This is a genomic window from Frondihabitans peucedani (genome assembly GCF_039537585.1).
Lineage (GTDB): Bacteria > Actinomycetota > Actinomycetes > Actinomycetales > Microbacteriaceae > Frondihabitans > Frondihabitans peucedani.
Genome location: NZ_BAABAU010000001.1, coordinates 1,008,602 through 1,031,017 on the forward strand (window position 1 = coordinate 1,008,602; position 22,416 = coordinate 1,031,017).

The 22,416-nt window shown below is 72.6% G+C and carries 20 protein-coding genes; 9 read left to right on the plus strand and 11 right to left on the minus strand.

The features are described 5' to 3' along the window. Window positions 1-6: 6 nt before the first annotated feature. Complete coding sequence (gene mtrA, locus ABD733_RS04715) at window positions 7-687, minus strand: MtrAB system response regulator MtrA (RefSeq protein ID WP_344793867.1); 681 nt, start codon at window positions 685-687, stop codon at window positions 7-9. A 165-nt stretch (window positions 688-852) separates the two neighbouring features. Between mtrA and ABD733_RS04720 the strand changes: the two genes are divergently transcribed. From ABD733_RS04720 to ABD733_RS04740, 5 genes are read left to right on the plus strand one after another with little or no spacing between them, the layout of a single operon-like run. Further along, window positions 853-2,067 carry a hypothetical protein gene (locus tag ABD733_RS04720; RefSeq protein ID WP_344793868.1) on the plus strand — a complete coding sequence of 405 codons (1,215 nt, stop codon included), beginning with the start codon at window positions 853-855 and terminating at the stop codon, window positions 2,065-2,067. Next, window positions 2,064-2,708 (plus strand): DUF4129 domain-containing protein, encoded by a 645-nt coding sequence (locus ABD733_RS04725; RefSeq protein ID WP_344793869.1) that lies wholly within the window; start codon window positions 2,064-2,066, stop codon window positions 2,706-2,708. The genes ABD733_RS04720 and ABD733_RS04725 overlap by 4 nt, the downstream gene beginning before the upstream one ends. Then, window positions 2,705-3,907 (plus strand): DUF4350 domain-containing protein, encoded by a 1,203-nt coding sequence (locus tag ABD733_RS04730; RefSeq protein WP_344793870.1) that lies wholly within the window; start codon window positions 2,705-2,707, stop codon window positions 3,905-3,907. The genes ABD733_RS04725 and ABD733_RS04730 overlap by 4 nt, the downstream gene beginning before the upstream one ends. A 45-nt stretch (window positions 3,908-3,952) precedes the next feature. Further along, a complete protein-coding gene (locus ABD733_RS04735; protein WP_344793871.1) occupies window positions 3,953-4,906 on the plus strand; it encodes an AAA family ATPase in 954 nt (317 codons plus the stop codon). A gap of 2 nt (window positions 4,907-4,908) precedes the next feature. After that, window positions 4,909-6,207: a DUF58 domain-containing protein gene (locus ABD733_RS04740; protein WP_344793872.1), complete on the plus strand. Its 1,299-nt coding sequence runs from the start codon at window positions 4,909-4,911 to the stop codon at window positions 6,205-6,207. A gap of 57 nt (window positions 6,208-6,264) precedes the next feature. On the opposite strand, the gene ABD733_RS04745 is transcribed toward ABD733_RS04740, so the two are convergent. Next, window positions 6,265-7,260, minus strand: coding sequence for a stage II sporulation protein M (locus tag ABD733_RS04745; protein WP_344793873.1), 996 nt, complete (start codon window positions 7,258-7,260; stop codon window positions 6,265-6,267). Between the two features lie 17 nt (window positions 7,261-7,277). Here ABD733_RS04745 and ABD733_RS04750 point away from each other — a divergent pair, with 17 nt between their 5' ends. Further along, window positions 7,278-8,147, plus strand: a complete 870-nt coding sequence (locus ABD733_RS04750; RefSeq protein WP_344793874.1) for an RDD family protein — start codon at window positions 7,278-7,280, stop codon at window positions 8,145-8,147. Between the two features lie 200 nt (window positions 8,148-8,347). Here the strand turns inward: ABD733_RS04750 and ahcY are convergent, their stop codons facing one another. The 4 genes from ahcY to ABD733_RS04770 form a co-directional block, all read right to left on the minus strand. Continuing rightward, complete coding sequence (gene ahcY, locus ABD733_RS04755; RefSeq protein ID WP_344793875.1) at window positions 8,348-9,826, minus strand: adenosylhomocysteinase; 1,479 nt, start codon at window positions 9,824-9,826, stop codon at window positions 8,348-8,350. Between the two features lie 110 nt (window positions 9,827-9,936). After that, on the minus strand, window positions 9,937-10,248 hold the full coding sequence (locus ABD733_RS04760; RefSeq protein ID WP_344793876.1) for a metal-sensitive transcriptional regulator: 312 nt from the start codon (window positions 10,246-10,248) through the stop codon (window positions 9,937-9,939). Window positions 10,249-10,304: 56 nt separating this feature from the next. Further along, window positions 10,305-11,726, minus strand: a complete 1,422-nt coding sequence (locus ABD733_RS04765) for a phosphomannomutase/phosphoglucomutase (RefSeq protein WP_344793877.1) — start codon at window positions 11,724-11,726, stop codon at window positions 10,305-10,307. Beyond that, complete coding sequence (locus ABD733_RS04770; RefSeq protein ID WP_344793878.1) at window positions 11,716-11,928, minus strand: DUF3499 family protein; 213 nt, start codon at window positions 11,926-11,928, stop codon at window positions 11,716-11,718. Before ABD733_RS04770 ends, ABD733_RS04765 begins: the two co-directional genes overlap by 11 nt. A gap of 74 nt (window positions 11,929-12,002) precedes the next feature. Here ABD733_RS04770 and ABD733_RS04775 point away from each other — a divergent pair, with 74 nt between their 5' ends. Next, on the plus strand, window positions 12,003-12,446 hold the full coding sequence (locus ABD733_RS04775) for a hypothetical protein (protein ID WP_344793879.1): 444 nt from the start codon (window positions 12,003-12,005) through the stop codon (window positions 12,444-12,446). Between the two features lie 30 nt (window positions 12,447-12,476). On the opposite strand, the gene ABD733_RS04780 is transcribed toward ABD733_RS04775, so the two are convergent. From ABD733_RS04780 to manA, 5 genes are all read right to left on the minus strand, one after another. Then, complete coding sequence (locus ABD733_RS04780; RefSeq protein WP_344793880.1) at window positions 12,477-13,892, minus strand: DUF5719 family protein; 1,416 nt, start codon at window positions 13,890-13,892, stop codon at window positions 12,477-12,479. After that, complete coding sequence (locus tag ABD733_RS04785; RefSeq protein ID WP_344793881.1) at window positions 13,885-16,722, minus strand: glycosyltransferase; 2,838 nt, start codon at window positions 16,720-16,722, stop codon at window positions 13,885-13,887. The genes ABD733_RS04780 and ABD733_RS04785 overlap by 8 nt, the downstream gene beginning before the upstream one ends. A 158-nt stretch (window positions 16,723-16,880) precedes the next feature. Further along, on the minus strand, window positions 16,881-17,144 hold the full coding sequence (locus tag ABD733_RS04790) for a WhiB family transcriptional regulator (protein ID WP_344796007.1): 264 nt from the start codon (window positions 17,142-17,144) through the stop codon (window positions 16,881-16,883). A 315-nt stretch (window positions 17,145-17,459) separates the two neighbouring features. Further along, the gene (gene galE / locus ABD733_RS04795; RefSeq protein WP_344793882.1) at window positions 17,460-18,422 is read right to left on the minus strand and encodes a UDP-glucose 4-epimerase GalE; all 963 of its coding nucleotides are present in this window, start codon (window positions 18,420-18,422) and stop codon (window positions 17,460-17,462) included. A 19-nt stretch (window positions 18,423-18,441) separates the two neighbouring features. Next, entirely contained in the window at window positions 18,442-19,620 is a 1,179-nt protein-coding gene (gene manA / locus ABD733_RS04800) for a mannose-6-phosphate isomerase, class I (RefSeq protein ID WP_344793883.1), read from the minus strand. A 76-nt stretch (window positions 19,621-19,696) separates the two neighbouring features. On the opposite strand from manA, the gene ABD733_RS04805 reads away from it, so the two are divergent. Together ABD733_RS04805 and ABD733_RS04810 are read left to right on the plus strand one after the other, a co-directional pair. Further along, window positions 19,697-21,061: an O-antigen ligase family protein gene (locus tag ABD733_RS04805; RefSeq protein ID WP_344793884.1), complete on the plus strand. Its 1,365-nt coding sequence runs from the start codon at window positions 19,697-19,699 to the stop codon at window positions 21,059-21,061. Continuing rightward, window positions 21,058-22,380 (plus strand): exopolysaccharide production protein, encoded by a 1,323-nt coding sequence (locus ABD733_RS04810; RefSeq protein ID WP_344793885.1) that lies wholly within the window; start codon window positions 21,058-21,060, stop codon window positions 22,378-22,380. The genes ABD733_RS04805 and ABD733_RS04810 overlap by 4 nt, the downstream gene beginning before the upstream one ends. The last annotated feature ends 36 nt before the right edge of the window (window positions 22,381-22,416 follow it).

Here is a 22,416-nt window from a genome sequence, read left to right on the forward strand (position 1 = left end):
GGTCGGCTAGACGCTCGCGCCGGCCCGGTAGCCGACGCCGCGCACGGTGCTCACGATGCGCGGGTTGTCGGGGTCGTGCTCGACCTTGGCGCGGAGGCGCTGCACGTGCACGTTGACCAGCCGGGTGTCGGCCTTGTAGTGGTAGCCCCAGACCTGCTCGAGCAGCATCTCGCGGGTGAACACCTGCTGCGGCTTCGACGCGAGGGCGAGGAGGAGCTCGAACTCCAGCGGGGTGAGGTTGATGACGTCGTCGCCGCGGCGCACCTCGTGGGCTGCGACGTCGACGGTGAGGTCGCCGACCGTCAAGGTGTCGCTGGCCGACTCGGGTGCGGGGCGCAGGCGCGTGCGGATCCGGGCGACGAGCTCTTTGGGGTTGAACGGCTTGACGACGTAGTCGTCGGCGCCCGACTCGAGGCCGCGGACGACGTCGGTGGTGTCGCTCTTGGCCGTCAGCATGATGATCGGCACGCCGCTCTCGGCGCGGAGGGCGCGACACACCTCGATGCCGTCGAGCCCGGGCAGCATGAGGTCGAGGAGCACGAGATCTGGCGTGGTCTCGTGGAACGCGTCGAGGGCCGCGGCGCCGTCGCCGCAGAAGGAGGGATCGAAGCCGTCGGCCCGGAGCACGATGCCGATCATCTCGGCGAGCGCAGGATCGTCGTCTACCACCAGGATTCGCGGGGTCATGATCTCCACAGGTAAGCTCCCGCGCCGGACGGTGCGGGTCTGCCCACACTAGCGAACGCCCCCTCGGAGTCCGCGACCCGCTTTTGCGGGTGGCTCCGGCGCAGAGGGCTGTGGAACACTGAATCGTCCGGTGCGGACGACCACGCCGACGATGTCCGGGGGAGCATGAGCGATCGAGGCAGCTGGGCGACGCCCGGCGACGACGGGGACGACGAGCGGCCGCGCGGCGAGCAGTCGGGTGCCCCGCAGTCGGGTGTCCCGCAGCCTCCGCCGCAGCAGCCCTCCGGCGGCCCGCAGCAGCCGTGGGGCCCGCCCGCGACCGCGTGGGCGCCTCCCCCGCGGCCAGGCCTCGTCCCCCTGCGCCCGCTCACCCTCGGCGACATCCTCGGCGCGGCCTTCCGGGTCTTCCGCCGGAACCCGCGCACGACGCTGGGCACGTCGCTCCTGTTCAACATCCTGTCGTTCCTCGTCAGCGGTCTCGTCCTCGGAGGCGCCGCCTTCGCCGCGTACACCCGCATCAGCGGTGCGCTCCCCCAGGATCGCGACCGCCTGCTCCCCGGCACGATCGCCGGGGTCGCCGCGGCCGTCCTCGTGCCCCTCTTCCTCACCGTCGTCGTCCAGGCGCTCCTGCAGGCCGTGTTCGTGCTCGAGACGTCGCACCAGGTGGTGGGCGAGAAGATGCGGCTCCCGGGGCTCCTCCGCCAGGCCCGAGGGCGGATCCGGGCCCTGGTGGGCTGGGTGATCCTGCTCGGTCTCGCGTTCTTCGTCGCGTTCGCGCTCATCGCCGGCGTCGTCGCCCTGCTCGCCGTCTTCGGGGGCCGAGGCGGGGCGGTCGGCGCCGTCGTGATCGGCCTGATCGGGTTCCTCGGAGTGGTCGTCCTCGCGGTCTGGATCGGCGTGAAGACGGCGCTGGTGCCGAGCATCCTGCTGCTGGAGCGTCTGACCATCCGCCAGGCCGTCGCGCGTTCGTGGTCGCTGACCCGCCAGAGCTTCTGGAGGGTCTTCGGCATCATCGCCCTCGTCACGGTGATCGTCGGGACCGCTGCCAACGTCGTGGGCGCGCCCGTGTCGTTCCTCGCTCAGATCGGCGGCGGGCTCGTGCAGCCGAACGGGTCGGTGGGCGACACGAGCGCGGTCGTCACCTTCATCGTCGTGTCGCTCGTCGGCAACCTCCTCACCGTGCTGATCCAGGCCATCGGAGCGGTGATCCAGTCGGCGACCGTGGCCCTCCTCTACATCGACCTGCGCATCCGCCGCGAGGGGCTCGACCTCGAGCTGCTCCGCTACGTGGAGCTGCGCACCGCCGGCGCGACGCCGCTGCCCGACCCGTACCGCACTCCCGACCCGTACCACACTCCCGACGGGCCCGCCCGACCGTGACGGCACCCCTCGCGCCCTCCGCCGACGAGGCACGGCGCTGGCTCCAGGAGGAGCTGGCGAAGCCCGGGTACAGCGGCGCGCGCCCGGGCCTTCTCGACAGGCTGGCCACGGCGTTCTCGGACTGGCTCGACTCCCTGCGCTTCGGGGGCGTCTCCGGCTCGCCGGCCCTCCTGCTCGTCGTGCTGCTGGCCCTCGTGATCGCGGGTCTCGTCGTCCTGTTCGGCATCTACGGCCTGCCGCGCCTGAATCGACGGTCGACGAGAGCCGACGCGCTCTTCGGCGACGACGACACCCGGCCGGCCCGCGACCTGCGGGCCTCGGCCGAGCGCGCAGCGGCGGAGGGCGACTTCGACCTGGCCGTCGTCGAGACCTACCGGGCACTCGCCAGGGCCCTCTCGGAGCGCGGGCTCGTCGCCACCTCCCCCGGCACGACGGCGCACTCCTTCGCTATCCGCGCGGCGGTCGTGTTCGAGTCGCGACGCGCGTCGATCCTCGACGCCGCCCGGGTGTTCGACGGGGTCCGGTACCTCGACCGCGTCGCGGCGGAGGACGACTACGTCCGGCTCCGCGACCTCGACCGCGAACTCGAGGCGACTCCCGTCGACACCCGCGTCCGCTCGAGCGCCGGAGCCCTGTCGTGACGACCACAGCCAATCGCCCCGACGTCCGGCAGCGCACGTCCGGCCGTCCGGCCGGGGGCGCCTCCCGGTCGAGGGCCGCCCTGATCGCCGCAGGCGTCGTCGTCGTGATCGTCTTCGCGATCCTGGCGATCGTGGGCATCACCGGCCGCGGAGGTCAGGCGCTCTCGGCGACGAGCACCGGGCCCGACGGCGCGGCCGCCCTGGTCAGCGTGCTGCGGCAGCACGGCATCGAGGTCGTCGAGGCGCCGACCCTCGCCGAGGCACGGTCGGCAGCGGCGGACGACCCCTCCTCAACCACCGTCCTCGCCTACGACCCGGGGCCCTACCTCACTCCGTCCCAGTGGAAGCGGCTGGCAGGATCGGCCTCGCGGACCGTCGTCGTTCAGCCCGACGCGGGAGCCCTCGACGCGCTCGCCCCGGGCACCACGATCCGCGGCGACCTCGCCGGGACCCTCTCGCCCGGCTGCGACCTGCCCGCCCTGCGGAAGACCCGCGAGATCACAGGATCCGGCACCGGCTACACGACCACCGACTCGTCGGCCGTCCGCTGCCTGTCCGCCGGCACGTCCGCCAGCTACGGCCTCGTCCAGGTCAGCCGCGACGGCGGCGAGCACACGACGACCATCCTCGGCGCGTCCGGAGCACTCACCAACAGCTCCATCACCGACGACGACAACGCCGCGTTCGCGCTCACCCTGCTCGGACAGACCGACCGCCTCGTCTGGTACCTCCCGTCGGTCGACGACCTCCCGAATGGCTCCGGCTCGTTCGCCTCGCTGACGCCGGGCTGGGTGACGCCCTCGGTCGTGCTGCTCGCAGCGGCGGCCCTCGCTGCGGCGTTCTGGCGCGGTCGACGCCTCGGGCCGCTGGTCGTCGAGAACCTCCCCGTCGTCGTCCGCTCCACCGAGACGATGGAGGGCCGGGCCCGGCTCTACGAGCGCGGCGAGAACCGCCGACACGCCCTCGACCAGCTCCGCATCGGGACCCTCGGCCGCCTCGCCGCCCTCCTCGGGCTCGGACGGGCAGCCGGCGTCGACGAGGTCGTCCTCCGGACGGCCGACCTGATCGGTGCCGACCCCCGGCAGCTCCGCCACGTCCTCGTCGACGCCGACCCGCAGGACGACCGCCACCTCCTCGCCCTGAGCGACAGCCTCCGCGACCTCGAGGGCGCCGTCGCCCGCGCGGTCCGGCCGAGGTGACGCCCATGACCCTCCCATCAGCAGCCCTCGTGAGAAAGAGCTCCCATGACCAGTGACCTCCAGCTGTCGTTCTCCCGTGTCCGTGACGAGGTCGGCAAGGCCGTCGTCGGGCAGGAGGGCGCCCTCTCGGGCCTCATCGTCACCCTGCTCGCCGGCGGCCACGCGCTCCTCGAGGGGGTTCCCGGCGTCGCGAAGACGCTCCTCGTGCGCTCCCTGAGCCACGCGCTGAGCCTCGACACCTCCCGCGTGCAGTTCACCCCCGACCTCATGCCCGGCGACATCACCGGCTCGCTGGTGTATGACGCGAAAGCCGGCGAGTTCGAGTTCCGCGAGGGGCCCGTCTTCACGAACATCCTGCTGGCCGACGAGATCAACCGCACTCCCCCGAAGACGCAGTCGGCGCTCCTCGAGGCGATGGAGGAGCGGCAGGTGTCGGTCGACGGCGTCTCCCGGCCGCTGCCGGAGCCGTTCCTGGTGGCCGCGACCATGAACCCGATCGAGTACGAGGGCACGTACACGCTGCCCGAGGCGCAGCTCGACCGCTTCCTGATGAAGCTCACGCTCGACCTGCCGCCGCGCGACGCCGAGATCGAGGTGCTGCGGCGGCACGCCGAGGGCTTCTCGCCGCGCGACCTCCGCGCGGCCGGCGTGACCGCCGTCGTCGGCGCCGCCGAGATCGCCGAGGCGCAGGCGGCAGTCCGGCAGGTCGGCGTCAGCCCCGACGTCCTGGCCTACCTCGTCGACCTCGCCCGGGCCACCCGCGAGAGCCCCTCGGTCACCATCGGCGTCAGCCCGCGCGGCTCGACGGCGCTCCTCGCCGCCGCGAAGGCCTGGGCCTGGCTCACCGGCCACGACCGGATCACCCCCGACCACGTGCAGGCGATGGCGCTGCCCGTGCTGCGGCACCGGCTGCAGCTCCGCCCGGAGGCGGAGCTCGAGGGCGTCGACGCGGACGGCATCCTGCGGAGCGTCCTCCAGCAGGTCCGGGTCCCGATCTGATCATGGTCGTCACCGGGTGGTTCGTGCTCCTCGTCGCCGTCGGCGTCGTGCCGGTCGTTCTGACCTCCGATCCGCTGGTGCTCGTCGGCTGGCTGCTGCTCTCGGCGATCCTGCTCGTCGTCGACACGCTCCTCGCCGCGTCGCCGCGCGCCGTCCGCCTCTCGCGGGAGCTCCCCGGCGCGATCCGACTCGGGGAGAGCGCGGACTCGGAGCTGACGGTCTTCAACGAGGGCAGGCGCAGGATGCGCGGGGTCGCCCGCGACGCCTGGCAGCCCTCCGCGGGCGCCTCGCCCCGCCGCTTCCGCCTGTCGATCGAGCCCGGTCGGCAGCTGGTCGCCCGCACCGTCCTCACGCCCTTCCGGCGCGGAGAGCGGAGCGCCTCGGCCGTCACCCTCCGGACCGTCGGCCCTCTGCACCTGGGCGGTCGACAGGCCACGCACCCGCTGCCCGGCGCGGTGCGGGTGCTCCCGCGGTTCTCGTCGCGGAAGCACCTCCCCTCGCGGCTCGCCCGCCTGCGCGAGCTCGACGGCCGGACGAGCGTCATGATCCGCGGCCAGGGCACCGAGTTCGACTCGCTCCGGGAGTACGTCCGCGGCGACGACGTGCGCTCGATCGACTGGCGGGCGACCGCCAGACGGTCCGACCTCATGGTCCGCACCTGGCGTCCCGAGCGCGACCGACGGGTCGTGGTCGTCGTCGACTCCGGCCGCACCTCCGCCGCGCGCATCGGCGACGAGCCGCGCCTCGACACCGCCTTCGAGTCGGCGCTCCTGCTCGGAGCACTCGCCTCCCGGGCCGGCGACCGCGTCGATCTCGCCGTCGTCGACCGGCGGGTGCGGGCCCGGGTGCAGGGCGCCGTCGGAGCCGCACTCCTGTCGTCGATGGTCGACACGATGGCGCCCATCGACCCCGAGCTGGTCGAGACCGACTGGAGTCTCGTGCCCGGCCTCGTCCGCTCCATCACGACGCAGCGGTCGCTCGTGGTCCTGGCCACCACGCTCGACGCGCCCGGCGCAGCCCGCGGGCTCCTCGCCGCGCTGCCGCAGCTGACCTCGCGGCACCTCGTCGTGGTCGCGAGCGTCGTCGATCCTGCGATCGCCCTCACCGCGTCGCCCGACGCCCGCTCGTCGCGCGAAGAGGTCTACCGCGCGGCCAGCGCCGAGCGGGCACTCCTCGACATCGCCCGGGTGTCGGCCGCCCTGCGGCAGCTGGGGGTCGAGGTCGTCACCGGATCGCCGGCCGACCTGCCGCCGGCCCTCGCCGACCGGTACCTCGCGCTGAAGGCGGCGGGGCGGCTGTAGCGGCTGCGGGCTGGTCCGGCTTGCGGCGCTGGCGCGGAACGCCTGGCCTCAGCCGGATCAGCCGGAGACGAGCTGCCGGGCCCCCGCCTCGAACTCGTCGAGGTCGCCGGTCTGCCCGGCTCGATGCGCCCGGCCGCCGACCACCCACTGGTACACGACGAACGCGGCCAGGGCGACCGTGCCGATCCCGATCTTGACGGCCCACGGCCACGGCTGGCGGGTGACGAACCCCTCGATGACGCCCGAGACGAGCAGCGAGATCAGCGTGCCGATGGCAATGCTGATGAGCGCTCGGCCGTCTTCCGCGAGAGCCTGGCCGCGGGTGCGGGCGCCGGGCGCGATCCACGCCCAGAAGATCATGAGCCCCGCCGCCATCGCGACGAAGAGGCTGTACAGCTCCAGCTGGCCGTGCGGGGCGATGTACAGGAAGAAGTACTTCAAGCGCCCCTCGTCCGTCAGCACCCCGGCGCTCAGCCCGACGTTCTGCGCGTTCTGCAGCAGCAGGTACGGCACGTACAGCCCCGTGATTCCGAACGCGATGCTCTGCGCCGCGATGAAGGCGTTGTTGGTCCACACCTGGCCGGTGAACGACGACGGCGGGTTGTCGGAGTAGTAGTCGACGAAGTCGCGCGTCGCGAACTGCTTTCGGAACTCGGCACTGCCGAAGTTCGCCAGGACCGCAGGATTCGAGGCGGCCCAGACCGCGAACAGCGTCGCCACGACGATCGTCACGGCCGCGACTGCCAGGGTCACCCAGCGCACGCGGTACAGCGCCGCCGGCAGCTGCACGGCGAAGAAGGCGGGGATCTGCGCCGCCACGTTGCGACCCGCGCCCGTGAAGCGGAGCCGAGCCCTCGAGAGCGACAGCGACAGGCGCTCGCCGGTCGCGGTCGATCCTGCGCTCGACTTGATCGTCGACAGCTGCGCCGCCCCCGACTGGTACAGCTCGATCAGCCGGTCGGCCTCCGTGCCGGAGAAGCGGCGGCGCTTCGACAGCGCGTCGAGCTCGGCCCAGTCGGACGAGTGCTGCTTCGTGTAGGCGTCGAGGTCCATTCTGCTTAGATACTGTCATGCCAGGCCACCGCGCGCGTCCTCCGGCTCCGCCCGCGTTCGACACGTTCGACGCGGACGACGACGAGCTCGTCACCGGCGAGGCGGTGGGGCTCGACCTCCGGCCCGCGAGCTTCGTCCCGCGGCTCGCCGGCGTCGCAATCGACTACGCGACCTACGTCGCGGTGCTGGTCGGCCTGCTCCTCCTGCTCTCGCTCGCCGCCCAGCGCGACCTCGTCGACCGGTCGACCGGCGCCGCCCTCTCGGTCGCCATCGTCGTCTTCAGCCTCGTCGTGATCCCGACCGCCGTCGAGACGGTGACGCAGGGCCGCTCCCTCGGGAAGCTCGCCGTCGGGGCCCGCGTGGTGCGGCTCGACGGCGGCGCCATCACGTTCCGACACGCGTTCACCCGAGCGCTGGTCGGGCTGCTCGAGATCGTCGCCACGACCGGCGGTGTCGCCGTGCTCGTCGGGCTCCTCAACAGCCGCTCGCGCCGGCTCGGCGACCTCCTCGCCGGCACCTACGCCCTGAACGAGCGCCCGCCCAAGGAGGGCCGCGTCGTCTACGAGGTGCCCGAGGCCCTCCGCGGCTGGGCGCGGACGGCCGACGTCGCCCGGCTGCCCGACTCGCTCGCGCGGCGGCTGTCGTCGTTCCTGCAGCAGGCTCCGCGGATGGTGCCGGCCAGCAGGATGCGCGTCGCGGCCGGCCTCGCAGCCGAGGCCACGCGGTTCGTGTCGCCCCTGCCCGCCACCGACCCGGAGACCTTCGTGGTCGCGGTATCGGCCCTCCGTCGCGACCGCGAGTCTCGGGCCCTCGCCGGTGAGGCGGCCGTCCTGGCTCGCCTGGCGCCTGCGCTCGAGGGGCTGCCGGCTGGGTTCCCGCGGCGGTAGTGCCGTGCGGCGTCGGCGCCGCAGGTCGGCAGCAGCACGCCGCCGCGGCGCGGCGCCGCTGCCGGCCCGACCCGCCGCGCCCGCGGCGCCCGCACCGCGGTGAAACGCAGCACCCCCGACCCGCCGCCGCACCCCGTCGCGCGGGGGTGCGAGAGCCGGACGGGGGTGCGAGGCCGCGTGCCGAGGGGCGGGAGCCGGGGCTAGTAGCGGTAGTGCCCGAGCTTGTAGGGGCCCTCGACCGGGACGCCGATGTAGGCGGCCTGCTCCGGGGTGAGCTCGGTGAGCTCGACCCCGAGCGCGTCGAGGTGGAGCCGCGCGACCTTCTCGTCGAGGTGCTTCGGCAGCACGTAGACGTCGGTCGGATACTCCGTCTGCTTCGTGTAGAGCTCGATCTGCGCGAGCACCTGGTTGGTGAACGAGTTGCTCATCACGAACGAGGGGTGGCCGGTGGCGTTGCCGAGGTTCATCAGGCGACCCTCCGACAGGACCAGGATGCTGCGGCCGGTCGGGAGACGCCACTCGTGCACCTGCGGCTTGATCTCGATGCGCTCGGCGCCCTCGAGCGACTCGAGGCCGGCCATGTCGATCTCGTTGTCGAAGTGGCCGACGTTCGCCACGATCGCGAGGTGCTTGAGCGAGGTGAGATCGTCGACCGTGACGACGTTCAGGTTGCCGGTGCCCGTGACCAGGATGTCGACCTGGCCGATGACGCTCTGGAGCCTGGCCACCTGGAAGCCGTCCATCGCCGCCTGGAGGGCGTTGATGGGGTCGACCTCGCTGACGATCACGCGCGCGCCCTGGCCGCGGAGCGCCTCGGCTGCACCCTTGCCGACGTCGCCGTAGCCGGCCACGAAGCAGACCTTGCCGCCGATCAGGACGTCGGTCGCGCGGTTGAGACCGTCGGGCAGCGAGTGGCGGATGCCGTACTTGTTGTCGAACTTCGACTTCGTGACGGAGTCGTTGACGTTGATCGCCGGGAAGAGCAGCGCGTTGTCGCGAGCGAGCTCGTAGAGGCGGTGGACGCCGGTCGTGGTCTCCTCGGTCACGCCGAGGATGTCGTCGCCGATCCTCGTGTAGCGGTCGCTCGACTCGGCGAGCGAGGCCCGCAGCAGGTCGAGGACGACGCGGTACTCGGCGGAGTCGCCCGGCTGAGCGTCGGGAACAGCGCCGGCTGCCTCGAACTCGCGGCCCTTGTGGACGAGCATCGTCGCGTCGCCGCCGTCGTCGAGGATCATGTTCGGGCCGGTGTAGTCGGAGCCCTCGGCGCGGGCCTCGGCGCTCCAGTCGAAGATCTGGGCGGCGGCCCACCAGTACTCCTCGAGGGTCTCGCCCTTCCAGGCGAACACCGGCACGCCCGCGGGCTCCGCGACGGTGCCCTCGGGCCCGACGACGACGGCTGCGGCAGCCTCGTCCTGGGTGGAGAAGATGTTGCAGCTCGCCCAGCGGACCTGCGCGCCGAGCGCGGTGAGGGTCTCGATCAGGACGGCGGTCTGCACGGTCATGTGCAGGGATCCTGCGATTCGGGCGCCTGCCAGCGGCTTCGAGTCGCCGAACTCCTCGCGGAGGGCCATGAGGCCCGGCATCTCGTTCTCAGCCAGCCGCAACTGGTGACGGCCCGACTCGGCGAGGGCGAGGTCGCGGACCTTGAAGGTGGTGGCTGCTGCAGTGGCGAGTGACATGCGACCATTCTCGCACTCGCTCCCGTGCGGACCCTCGGGAGCGCGCGAAACCGGCGTCGACGAGAGAGCGAGCCGCGAGCCGCACGGGGCGGACCAGCAGGCGCAGGACGTCAGGATCGGACGAGGCGCGCGATCGCCGCGGAGGCCTCGCGGATCTTCGCGTCGGCGACGTCGCCGCCCTCCCGGGCGGCCTCGGCCACGCAGTGCGCCAGGTGGTCGTCGAGGAGCTGCAGCGCGACGGTCTCGAGCGCCTTGGTCGCGGCCGACACCTGCGTCAGGACGTCGATGCAGTAGGTGTCGTCCTCCACCATCCGCTGGATGCCGCGCACCTGACCCTCGGCGCGCTTCAGCCGCTTGACGATCTCGGACTTGTCGCCGGCGTAGCCGACGTGGCCCCCCGCATCCTGCGTTCCGTGCTCCATGCCATCACACGATACCCCCCAGGGGTACCGCCCAGCCGAGCGAGCCCCGCGAGCCCCTAGCCGCGGATCAGCCCCAGCACCGCGTCGCGCACGCGCTCCATGCCGGCGGGCGTCGCCGCCTCGGCGTTCAGGCGCAGCAGCGGCTCCGTGTTCGAGGGGCGGACGTTGAACCACCAGAACTCGCCGTCGTCGAACGTGCCCGTTACGGTGAGGCCGTCGAGCTCGTCGAACTCGCCGACGCCGGTGTAGGCGTCGACGATGCGGGAGTAGGCGGCGGGGACGTCGTCGACGGTCGAGTTGATCTCGCCGGAGGCGGCGTACGGCGTGTAGCGGTCGGTCAGGATCGACAGTGGATCGGGCCCGGAGCCGAACTCGGCCAGCACGTGCAGCGCGGCCAGCATGCCGTTGTCAGCGCCCCAGAAGTCGCGGAAGTAGTAGTGCGCCGAGTGCTCGCCGCCGAAGATGGCACCGGTGGCCTTCATCTCGTCTTTGATCAGCGAGTGGCCGACCCGGGTGCGGACCGGGGTCGCACCGGCCTGCGCGATGGCCTCGGGCACGGCGCGCGAGGTGATGAGGTTGTGGATGACGTTGATGTGCTCGTCGGGCGAGGCGGCGCGGACCCGGGCGATCTCGCGGACGGCCACGATCGCGGCCACGGCGGACGGCGTGACGGCGTCGCCCTTCTCGTCGACGACGAAGCAGCGGTCGGCGTCGCCGTCGAACGCGAGGCCCAGGTCGGCGCCGTGCTCGACGACGGCCTTCTGCAGGTCGACGAGGTTCGCGGGCTCGAGGGGGTTGGCCTCGTGGTTCGGGAAGGTGCCGTCGAGCTCGAAGTAGAGCGGGATGATCTCGATGGGCAGCTCGGGCAGCCCGGCGGCGGTGCCGAGGACGGCGGGGACCGTCAGGCCGCCCATGCCGTTGCCCGCGTCGACGACGATCCGGATCGGGCGGATCGACGAGAGGTCGACGAGCTGGCGGAGGTACGCGGCGTAGGAGGGCAGCGCGTCGAACGGGGTGACCTCGCCGGTCGCGTCGACCGACGGGATGCCCTCGGCGAGGAACGCCGCGGCGCGGTCGCGGATGGCCGACAGCCCGGTGTCGAGGCTGATGCCCTGGGCGCCGGCGCGCGAGAACTTGATGCCGTTGTAGGTCGCCGGGTTGTGGCTCGCCGTGAACATGGCGGCAGGGGCGTTGCGGGATCCTGACGCGAAGTAGGTCTCGTCGGTCGAGCACAGCCCGAGCAGCGTCACGTTCGTGCCGCGAGCGGTGGCTCCGCGCGAGAACGCTGCCGCGAACTCGGGCGAGGAGTCGCGCATGTCGTGGCCGACGACGATCTCGTCGGCGGACGAGCCGATCTCGTCGGCGAACGCGGCTCCGAAGGCCTCGACGACGTCGGGGGTGAGCTGGGAGCCGACCAGGCCGCGGACGTCGTAGGTCTTGACGAAGGCGGTGAGGTCTACGGGCGAATCAGAAGTCATTCCCCAAAACTACATGCCGGACGACCTGCCACCCCTGCGGAGCGGACAGTCTCTCGGCGTGCCGCTCGCAGAGGTCGTAGCCGTGGGGCTCCGAGGCGAGGGCGAGCGGACCCACGACGGCCATCGAGTCGGCGTAGTCGTAGGTGAGGGTCGCCACGGCGTCGGCGTGGCACGTGACTTTGCTGCAGGGTCGACCGTTCATCTGCCGGAAGCCTAACCCCGGAGGGCGCAGGATCCTGCGAGGCGCAGCCGACGACGGACGACTACGATTGGCGGATGGCCAGGTCTTACCGAGTCCGCTCGACGGGTCGGGCGGGTTTCCGCGATCGACACGGTCGCGGCCTCCGGTCGTCGGCCGCCGGGCCGCACCTGCCGTTCCTCCGCACCCGCGACGACCTCTTCGAGGACATCGTCGCCGGTGCCGCGCAGTACCTCCGCGAGCTGTGGCCGGACGACCTCCACGACGTCGTCTTCGAGGTGGCGGGCCTCCCCCGGGGCGAGGCGGGCACGCGCTTCGAGCGCTGGCACGTCGATGCTGCTCGGCGGCGCATCGTCCTCTACCGGCTGCCGATCGAGCGGCTCGCGAGGCAGCACGAGTCGCGCCAGCCGGAAGACGTCGAGTGGCAGCAGCGCGCCGCCATCGAGGGCTACGTGTTCCGCGCCGTCGGAGACCTGCTCGGCAAAGACCCGTGGGACCTCGCGCCCGACCGCTTCCGGTAGCCGCCGGCCGCAGCGGCCCGAGGCACCGCCCTACGGGTAGACCTTCACGGGCGACGACACGGAGCTCGGCGAGAACAGCGGGTACGCCGCGATCCTGGCGCCCGCGCTGTAGCTGACCGCCGCGCGCAGGCCGTCCGCCTTCGACAGCGTCAGCACCGTGCCCGTCCGGAGGAGCTGCAGCGTCGACGATCCTGCCGGCACTGTCAGCGTCGTGGGCGCGCCCGAGGCGCTCCGCAGCGTCGCCGCGACCGCCTTGCCGGTCGGGTTCGCGAGAGTGAGGGTCGCGTTCGGCCCCTGGGCGACGGCGAACATCGTGGTGCCGCTGATCCTCGGGGCCGAGCCGGTCCAGGCGAGGTCGATCGCGTCGCCCGAGATGCTCGACGAGCGGACGCCCGCGACGACCTTGGCCGACGACGAGATGGTCGCCGTGTACTGCCCGTCGGCGAGCCCGTCGAGGGGCACGTCCGTCACCTGGCCGGCGCGAGCGGTGACCGAGAACGTGGCGCCGGTGCCCTTCGGGGTCCGGAGCTGGATGTCGAGGTCGGCGTCGGCCGAGCCGGGCACGAAGGTGCGCAGGATCGTCGTGAGGTCGCCGTAGCCCTCGTCACCCGCGCGGCCCTGGATCGCCTGCCCGTCGCGGACGATGATGCCGGGGATGGTCACCTCGGTCGACGGCGGGGCCGCGGGGCTGACCGTGTCGGCGCCGCCGGGCTCGAGGGTCCGTACGATGCCGACCTGCAGGGTCGCGCCGATCAGTCCGCCCTGGCTGACGACGTGGACGACGGGCGAGGAGAGGTTCGTCGCGAAGCCGGAGAGCGGCACGACCTTCTCGCTGTTCGGCCCGACGACGATGCCCTTGAGGCCCGGCCCCTCGACCTTGCCGTCCTCGCCGTAGAGGGCGAGGTCGACGGTCGAGTTGACGTCGGTCGGGTTGACCAGGTCGATCAGGGTGGTGCGTCCGGTCTCGGTGGAGCCGCCCACGAGCCACGTGGAGCTCGTCGGCTCGGTGCAGGCGGAGGCGGCGAAGCCGGTGAGGTCGGTCGACGCCGCCTGCTGGCTCTGCGCCGCGGCGACGAGGGGGACGCTGGTCGAGCCCTTCGCGCCCGCCGTCACGAGGAGCGGCTTGGACCTGGCTCCGCTCGGCCCGGACAGGGTGGTCACCTCGGGCGCGTCTCCGTCGCCCGCTCCGGTCACGGTCGACGCGACGCCGGCCGCGGAGAGGCTGGTGGCCGACCCGCCGCTCTGTCCGGCGAGGCGGAGGAGGGAGCCGGAGCAGACCCGCTGCTGGTCGAGGGCCACGGGGGTGACCAGTCGACCGGCGGGAGAGTCGCTCACGGTCGGGAGCGGCAGCACGCTGGCTGCGGCGATGACGCCGGCTCCGACGGCGAGCGTCACGACGCCGACGAGGGCGCGGACTCCGGTGGTGACGAGTGTTCGCCTAGTCATCTCGCTCCTCGTCGAAGGTCGTGGCGGGCTGTTCCGCCTCGGGCTTGCCCGGGCGGCTGCGGCGCCGCCTCGGCGTGGTCGGGATCGCGAGCAGGAGCGCCGAGCCGAACACGATCGCCCAGATCGTCAGGATCAGGGGCCGGAGCGGACCGTCGGACCGCGTCGCGGTGGTCCGCTCAGTCGCGTCGCTGTACCGCCAGAGCTGCCCGCTGGTCGTGTCGCCGACGGGGAGGAACAGCGCGTTCGAGTCGAGCGCCTCGCCGGCGCGCTGCTCGAGGTCGTCGCCCGGGCCGTCGCCGGGCGCGGCCTGCAGCAGCACGAACCCGACGCCGAGCTCTCGGAGGTCGGTCTTCGGGTCGAAGCCGCTCCGGCTCACCAGGTTGCCGGCCAGGACCGTGAGGTCGCGCGTCGTCGACGACAGCCGCTGCTGGGTCGCGTCGAGGGTGGACTGCTGGTCGAGGGTCTCGCCCTGTCCGCGCTGCAGAGACACGGCGAGGCTCCCGTCGGGCTGAGGCGACAGCACGAGGGTGCCGACGTCGGGCTTCGCCACGGCCTCCGCGGTGACGTAGGCCGAGAGGATCCTGCCGGAGGACGGCACGACCGTGCCCGCACCGACGAACGTGGCGATGATCAGCGGGACCGAGGCGGCGACGCCGACCACGCCCAGGAGGAGGCCCGCGGGGGGCGTGAAGCGCGGGATCCTGTCGAGCGAGACACTCGCGGCACCGACGAGGCCGGCGAAGTAGAGGGTGAGCCCGCTGCCGGCCCAGACGCCCGTCGTCGTGCTGCCGACGCCGGAGATGTCGAAGTGGGTCGAGGCGACCGCCGTGCCGTAGCCGAGGAGGGCGACCGCGAGGCAGGCGACGGCGCGGCCGCGCGACGGGGCGAAGACCGACACGGCCGCCAGGATGCCGAGCGGCACCATCGCGAGGACGATCAGGATCGCCATCGTGCCGCCGGTGATCCCGATGCGCGCGACGAGGTCGGTCCACCCGTTCAGCCCCGTCTCGGGCGAGCCGAGCGCGAGCTGGAGCGGCGACGCGGAGGCCGACCTGGTCGGGACGCCCGGATCGGCGAAGACCGCCCACCAGGTGCCGCGGGAGGCCTGGGCGATCACCAGCGGGACGAACAGCGCGACGGCCGGCAGCGGGATCCCGAGCATGCGGTGCGTGCCGCGGGGCCGGGTCGCGATGGCGGCGAGCCAGCCGATGACGAGGGCGGGGATCAGCGACGGGGTCGAGGCCGCCACGACCGCGAACAGGATCGACGCGGTCGCCCCCGCCGCCCAGGAGCGGTGCGAGGAGACCACCGCCAGCACGAGGAACGGCACGGCGACGTGCGTCACAGCGGCGCCGAGGTGCCCCGTCTGCAGCGCGGCCAGGACCGGGGGCGACACCGAGTAGACGAGCGCTGCGACCGCGGGGACCCAGTGGCGCTCGGTCAGACGGCGCGCGGCCAGCCAGGCGCCGACGGCCGACAGCGGGAGCGCCGCGAGGTAGAACAGGACGATCCCGGTCGAGGGCGACCAGGGCGTGAGCGTCCCGAGCACGGCGACGACGCCGGCGAATGGGTCGGACGGCCCCACGAAGCCGGTGCCGATCTCGTGCCAGCCGTACCCGACGGAGTGCCACAGCGACCCGAGGGTGGTGCTGACGGGCAGGAGGCCGCCCCCGGTCACCGCGGGCGAGTCGAGCAGGCGGAAGAACGCTACGACCCCCACGATAGCGGCGAGGACCGCGACCCAGAGACCGCCGGCGCCGACGAAGCTCGCGCGGGCGACGGCGGCGTCCTCCGCCCCGGCGAGGAGGGCGTCGCGCTCCCCCGCGCGGCGCTCCCGGAGCTGCGCCACGGTCGCCCGGAGCGGCCGGATCGCGCTCCAGCGGAGCTTCTTCGAGCGGGCGAGGTTCGTGCGGGCGGCCGACACGTGCGAGCCGCCGAACGCGGTGGAGAACGCCGTGCGGAACTCGCCGACGGCGGCCCCCGGGTTCTTCGCGAGCAGGTGCCAGACCGAGCGCAGGATCGCCAGCGGCACCAGGCTCAGCCAGTGGAAGGGCAGTGCGAGCGCGGGTGCGTAGACGAGCCGGCGGTGCAGCTGAGCCGCGCGGCGCAGCCGGGACCGACGCGCGTGTCCGCCCTCGGAGCGGCCGAAGTCCTCCGGGTGGCCCTTGCTGAGCACGCGGGCCGAGGGCACGAGCACGACGCGGTGACCGGCGAGCCGGGCGCGCGTCGAGAAGTCGAGAGACGCGTCGATGTGGGGCAGGCCCGGGTCGAAGCCGCCGAGAGCCTGCCAGACGCTGCGACGGACGAGCATCCCGCCGGCGGCCACGCCGAGGACGTCGGCCTGGACGTCGTGCTGGGCCTGGTCGAGCTCGCCGGCCACGAGGGCGACCGAGGCGCCGAAGCGGGTCATGGTCTCGCCGAACTCGGCGATCACGCCGGGCTCGTCCCACCGCATGAGCTTCGGACCGGCGACGGCGACCGAGGGCGCCACCTCCACGGTCGCGAGGAGCTCCTCGAGAGCTGCGTCTTCCGGGGCGTTGTCCTCGCCGAGGATCCAGAGCCACTCGTCGCCCTCCGATCCTGCGGGGGCCGGGCCGACGGCCTTGAGCGCGTGCGCCACGGCCGCGGCGAGCGTGCTGCCCGCGGGGGCCGAGGTGAGGGTGGCTGCGCCGCTCAGAGCGAGACGCGAGGCGGGCGACGACGGGCCGCCGGTGTCGACGACGACGAGCGCCTCGGGCGGTCGCGTCTGGCGCGACAGACCGTCGAGGGTTCTGTCGAGGGAGGCCGCCCCACCCGGGGCGACGAGGATCGCTGTGACTCTCGGCTGCATGACGTGGGTGACTCTAGGCGTCCGGGCGGCGCGCCCCAGGCATCAGGGCCGCGCGCCGCCGCGATTCATAGGAACGCGGGCCGGGGCGGGGCCAGAGACGCAGGATCGCGGCGACCCAGGCGAGCCGTCCAGTGCTGCGGCGGTCAGTATTGCAGCAGTCAGGCGCGGCGGCGGAGCTTGCGGCGCTCGCGCTCGCTCAGACCGCCCCAGATGCCGAATCGCTCGTCGTTCTGCAAGGCGTACTCGAGGCACTGGGCGCGGACGTCGCAGGACGCGCAGATCTTCTTCGCGTCGCGGGTGGAGCCGCCCTTCTCGGGGAAGAAGGCCTCGGGGTCGGTCTGCGCGCAGAGCGAGTCGGCCTGCCAGGAGAGCTGGCTGTCTTCGTCGGTCTCGGGCTTGCGGACGCCCGGGACGCCGAGCAGGACGGGGTCGACGTGCCAGTCGTCCGGCACTCCGGTCGTCACTCGCGAGCTCTGTACCCCGGCGGCTGCGTCGAGATACTCCGACTCGGCGCGGTGGTCGACCTCGACGCGGTAGTCGATGTCGACGCGGTACTCGGTGTCAGCACGGGCGCTGCGGTCTTGGATGGCCAATGCGCATCTCCCCTCGTTGCGTCGCTTCCCCGGCGGTCGCGATACCTGTAATTACACCTGTGTAACTAGGGGTACGTCAAGTCGGGCATCATAAAACCCTCGACCCCCGAATGAGGGTGATTGACGCCTCGGGCGTGTCGCGAGTCAGGCGGCGGCCTTCCGAGCCTCCCAGGCGCTCGACACCATCTCGAGGAGCGTGTGGCGCATCTGCCAGTCGAGATCGCGGCCGGCGAGCACGCCTTCCGCGACGATGCGGTCGGGGTCGCCGGGGCGGCGCGGCGCGACCTCGGGGTCGAACGCGATGCCGGTGGCCTGGGCCATGGCGTCCATGATCTGCTTCACCGACACCCCGTCGCCGGAGCCGAGGTTGTAGGCGGCCTCCAGGGTGTCGCCGGCGTCGAGGCGACGGGCCGCCGCCGCGTGCGAGACGGCCAGGTCGGCGACGTGGACGTAGTCGCGGACGCAGGTGCCGTCGGGCGTCGCGTAGTCGTCGCCGAAGATCTTCGGCGTCTTCCCGTCGAGGAGCGCCTGGAAGACCAGCGGGAACAGGTTGTGCGGGCTCGCGTCGTAGAGGTCGGGCTCGCCCGAGCCGACGACGTTGAAGTAGCGGAGGCTGGTGTGCCGGAGCCCGGTGGCGACACCCTGGTCGCGGAGCAGCCACTCGCCGATGAGCTTCGACTCGCCGTAGGGCGACTCGGGGCTCTTCGGGGTGCCCTCGGTCACGGTCTCGGTGTCGGGCGTGCCGTAGACGGCGGCGCTCGACGAGAACACGATGCGGTCGACGCCCTGGGCGGCCATCGCCTGGAGGAGCACGGCCGTGCCGGTCACGTTCTGCTCGTAGGTGTGCAGGGGCCGCTGAACGGAGACGCCCGCGTACTTGTAGCCCGCGACGTGCACCACGCCGGTCACGCCGTGCTCGTCGATGGCGCGCTCGAGCAGCGGCTGGTCGAGGATCGTGCCGCGGACGAACGGGACGCCCTCCGGCACGAACGAGGCGATGCCCGACGACAGGTCGTCGAGCACCACGGGGTCGAGCCCCTCCGCCGCGAGCGCTCGAACCACGTGTGAACCGATGTACCCGGCGCCGCCGGTGACCAACCAAGACATGAGTCGAATCTATCGGGGCTCAGGCCGACGTCGCGACGAACGCCTCGCCGGTGCCGGTGACAGCGAGCCGCCACTCGTCGGGGGTCACGTAGACCGACTCGCCCTGCCGCAGCTTGATGTTGCCGTCCTGACCCTTGAGGTGCAGCTCGCCGCTCGTGACCAGGACGATCGAGGGGCCGCCGAGCGAGACCACGGCGCCCTGCTCCCCCGGCACCACGTGCAGGAGCGCGAAGCCGACGTCGGTGGGGTCGAAGCGGCTCACGCCGGCTCCGGCCTCGGTGGGGCGGAGGTACGGCAGCGGCAGCGGCTCGAAGTCGAGCACGCGCAGGAGTTCGGGCACGTCGACGTGCTTGGGGGTGAGACCGCCGCGCAGCACGTTGTCGGACGGCGCCATCAGCTCGATGCCGAGACCACCGAGGTAGGCGTGGATGTTGCCCGCGGGCAGGAACAGCGCCTCGCCCTTCGACAGGGTGACGCGGTTGAGCAGGAGGGCGACGACGACGCCCGGGTCGCCCGGGTAGAGCTCCGCGAGCTCGGCCGTCGTGGCGATGCTCGGCGACACCGCGACCTCGGTCGACGCGACGAGCGCGGCCGCTGCGGCGCTGACGGCCGAGATCGTCTCGGCTGCGTCGTCGCCGTCGAAGAGCCAGGCGACCGTGGCCTGGAGCGAGTCGTCGAGGTGCGCCCCGAGGGCGTCGAGTCGGCCCGAGCCGTCGTCGAGCGCTCGGATGTCGGCGAGCGTCGTGTCGAGCGGGCGGAAGCCGCAGAGGGCGTCGAACGTGTCGCTCAGCGCGTAGATGATCTCGGGCTTCGGGAACGGGTCTTTGTAGTTGCGCTCCGTCGCGAGGAGCGGGACGCCGGCGCGGTTCTCGCGCTCGAAGCCCTCGCGGGCCTGCTGCGGGGTCGGGTGGGCCTGGATCGACAGGGGCGCTCCGGCTGCCAGCACCTTCATCAGGAACGGCAGGTGCCGCTTGCCCTGGCCCAGCGCGCGGTCGGGCTGCGCCTGGATCCAGTCGGCGAGGGTGTCGGCCCCGTCGACGACGGCCGGATTCACGATGACGCTCGGGGAGCCGGGGTGGGCGCCCAGCCACAGCTCGGCCTCCGGCTTGCCGGAGGGCTTCCGCCCGAGGAGCGTCGAGATGTCTTCGGTCGACCCCCAGGCGTAGTCGCGCGGGACGTTCGTGATGGCGAGGAACATGCCCCCAAGCTATCAATGCCCGGTCACGGCGGACTGGACGGGCCGCCCGGGAGCCGCGGTCGTCTACCCTGGTCGCATGTCCGTCGCCCGCGCCCTCCGTCCGGCGACCGAGCGCACCGGGTTCGCGACCCTGGTGTTCCTCGTCCTCTTCTTCGGCGACGCGCTCCGCAACTCCGTCAACTGGTGGGGCTGGGGTGCGGCCTGCCTCGTCATGGTCGCGTGGTCGGTCGTCGTCGTGGTGCGGCATCCTCTGAAGCCCGGCCGCCTCCCGATCCTGCTGGGCCTGCTCCTGGCGTGGATGATCGTGTCGCTCATCTGGTCGGACTACCGCGGGGGCACCCTCCTCGGCGTCGCCACGCAGCTGATGACGACCGTCGCACCCGTCGCCCTCGTCTCGACGCTCTCCTGGCCCGCGATCGTCACCGCCCTCGGGCGCGCGCTCCGGGCGATCGTGGCGCTCTCGCTGCTGTTCGAGCTCGTCGTCTCGGTCTTCGTCCGCCAGCCGTTCTGCCCCGTCTACGTCGACTGCACGCCGCCGCACCCCGAGGCGTTCTTCTGGACCCGCGACGACCTCTTCACCGGCGGTCAGATCCAGGGGCTGCCCGGCAACAGCAACCTGCTGGCGATCTTCGCGCTGCTCGCGCTCATCGTGACGGCGGTGCAGGCGCACGCGCGCGTCCTGCCGAAGCGGCAGGCCTGGTTCGGCATCGGCGTGTCGATCGTCGCTCTCGCCCTGACCCGCTCGTCGACCGTCCTGGTCTGCCTGGTGCTCTGCGCCGTGGTCTTCGGCTTCGCCGTGCTGGCGCGCAGGATCCCGCTCGGCCGTCGCTGGACCGTCGGCGTCGGTGCCCTCCTGCTGGCCGGGCTGACGGCCCTCGTCGTCGTGGTCGCGCGCGGCGAGATCCTGCGCCTCCTCGGCAAGAGCTCCGACCTGACCGGCCGCGTCACCATCTGGCGCTCGGTCTACCGTCTCGCCGTCGAGCGGCCCGTCGTCGGCTGGGGCTGGACCGGCTGGTGGCAGCCGTACCTCTCTCCCTTCGCCGACCTCGCCCACCGCAAGGGCGTCGTCTACCTCCAGGCGCACAACGCCTACCTCGACGTGTGGTTCCAGCTCGGCTTCATCGGACTCGCGCTGTTCCTCGCCGTGATCGTGACGACGGCGGCGAGGTCGTGGTGGTGGGCGACCGACCGCAGGATGCTCGGGGTCGGCCGGCCCGCCCCGTGGAACTCCCTCGATCTGCTCCCGCTCCTCCTCCTGGCGACCATGCTGGTGCACGGGCTCGCGGAGTCGCGCCTCAACGTCGAGTGGGGCTGGGCCCTGCTCGTGACCATCTGCCTCGCCACCCGGGCCGACAACCTCCGCTGGTGGACGACGCCCGACTCTCCCCCGGGCGACGCGGCGACCAGCGCACCGGCGGCACCTGCGACAATCGGGAGGTGACGATTCCCGGCGAGAGACGTGACCCGCCGCGGCGGTACCTGTCCGCCTGGATCGGATTCTCCGCCGGCGGCACCTTCTCGCAGGCGCTGACCGTCGCGATCCTGCTCTACGCCCTCGGCATCCACACCGTGCGCGCGCTGATCGGCTGGCCGGGCTCCGTCGCCGTGCTCGCGACCCTGGTCGTGCTGTCGTCGCTGTCGCTCTTCGGTGCCCGCCACCGCATCGAGTGGCGCGGGATCCTGCCCCTGTCGCTCCTGGCGCTGTTCGGGTTCGCGGCGGTCAGCGTGTTCTGGAGCCAGTACACCTGGGTCACCGTCGGCGGGGTCTTCTACGCGCTGGCGTTTGGCGCGCTCGGCATGTACCTCGCGCTCGGGCGCGACCTCGTGCAGGTGATCCGGGCGACCGGCGACGCCCTCCGGATCCTCTTGACCGTCTCGCTGTCGCTCGAGGTGCTGAGCGGCATCCTGGTCGACCAGCCGTTCCCGTTCCTCAGCATCCAGGGCAACATCGCGCACGGCGGCCCGATCCAGGGCGTCGGCGGCACCCGCAACTTCCTCGGGTTCCTCGCCGCCCTCGCGCTCATCACCTTCGCCGTCGAGTGGATGACGCGGTCGATCTCGCAGAGCACCGCCGTCGCCTCCGGGGTGCTGGCGCTCCTCACCCTCGTCTTCGCGTCGTCGCCGGTGACCGCGATCGCCGTGCTGGTGCTCGTCGTCGCCGCCATCGCGCTCCGCAGCATCCGGCGGGCGCCGCCCGAGCGGAAGGCCGTGATGCAGTGGGTGCTGCTCGTGCTGGTGCTCGTCGGCGGCGCACTCGCCCTCGGAGCCCGCGACCGGCTCTGGGCCGCCATCGGGGCGACGTCCGACGTCGAGACGCGGCTCCGGCTCTGGACCGACATCCGCAGCCTCATCAGCCTGCACTCCATCGCCGGCTGGGGCTTCACCGGCGCCTGGCAGAGCGACGTGTTCCCGTTCACGCTGCTCTCGACGGGCGGCAGGCCGTCCGAGACCGGGCTCGGCGCGTTCTTCGACACCTGGTTCCAGCTGGGGCTGATCGGTCTCGTGATCCTGCTCGCCGCCGGAGGCCTCGCGCTCCTCCGCGCGTGGCTGACGGCGTCCGACCACCCGATCGTCGCCTACGTCTGGCCGGCGCTGGTGCTGCTGCTCATCGCCGTGACCGCCCTCGCCGAGAGCTACGTGCTCTTCGAGTCGAACCTCATGCTGTTCGTGGCCGTGGCGACCATCACCGCCCGGAAGCGCTCCTGGCGGCTGCGGCTGCCGCACTTCGAGCACGGGACCGATCTGCCCGATCCGCGGTAGGCGGGCGGGCAGCGGGTGGGCCGGGCCGGGCCGGAA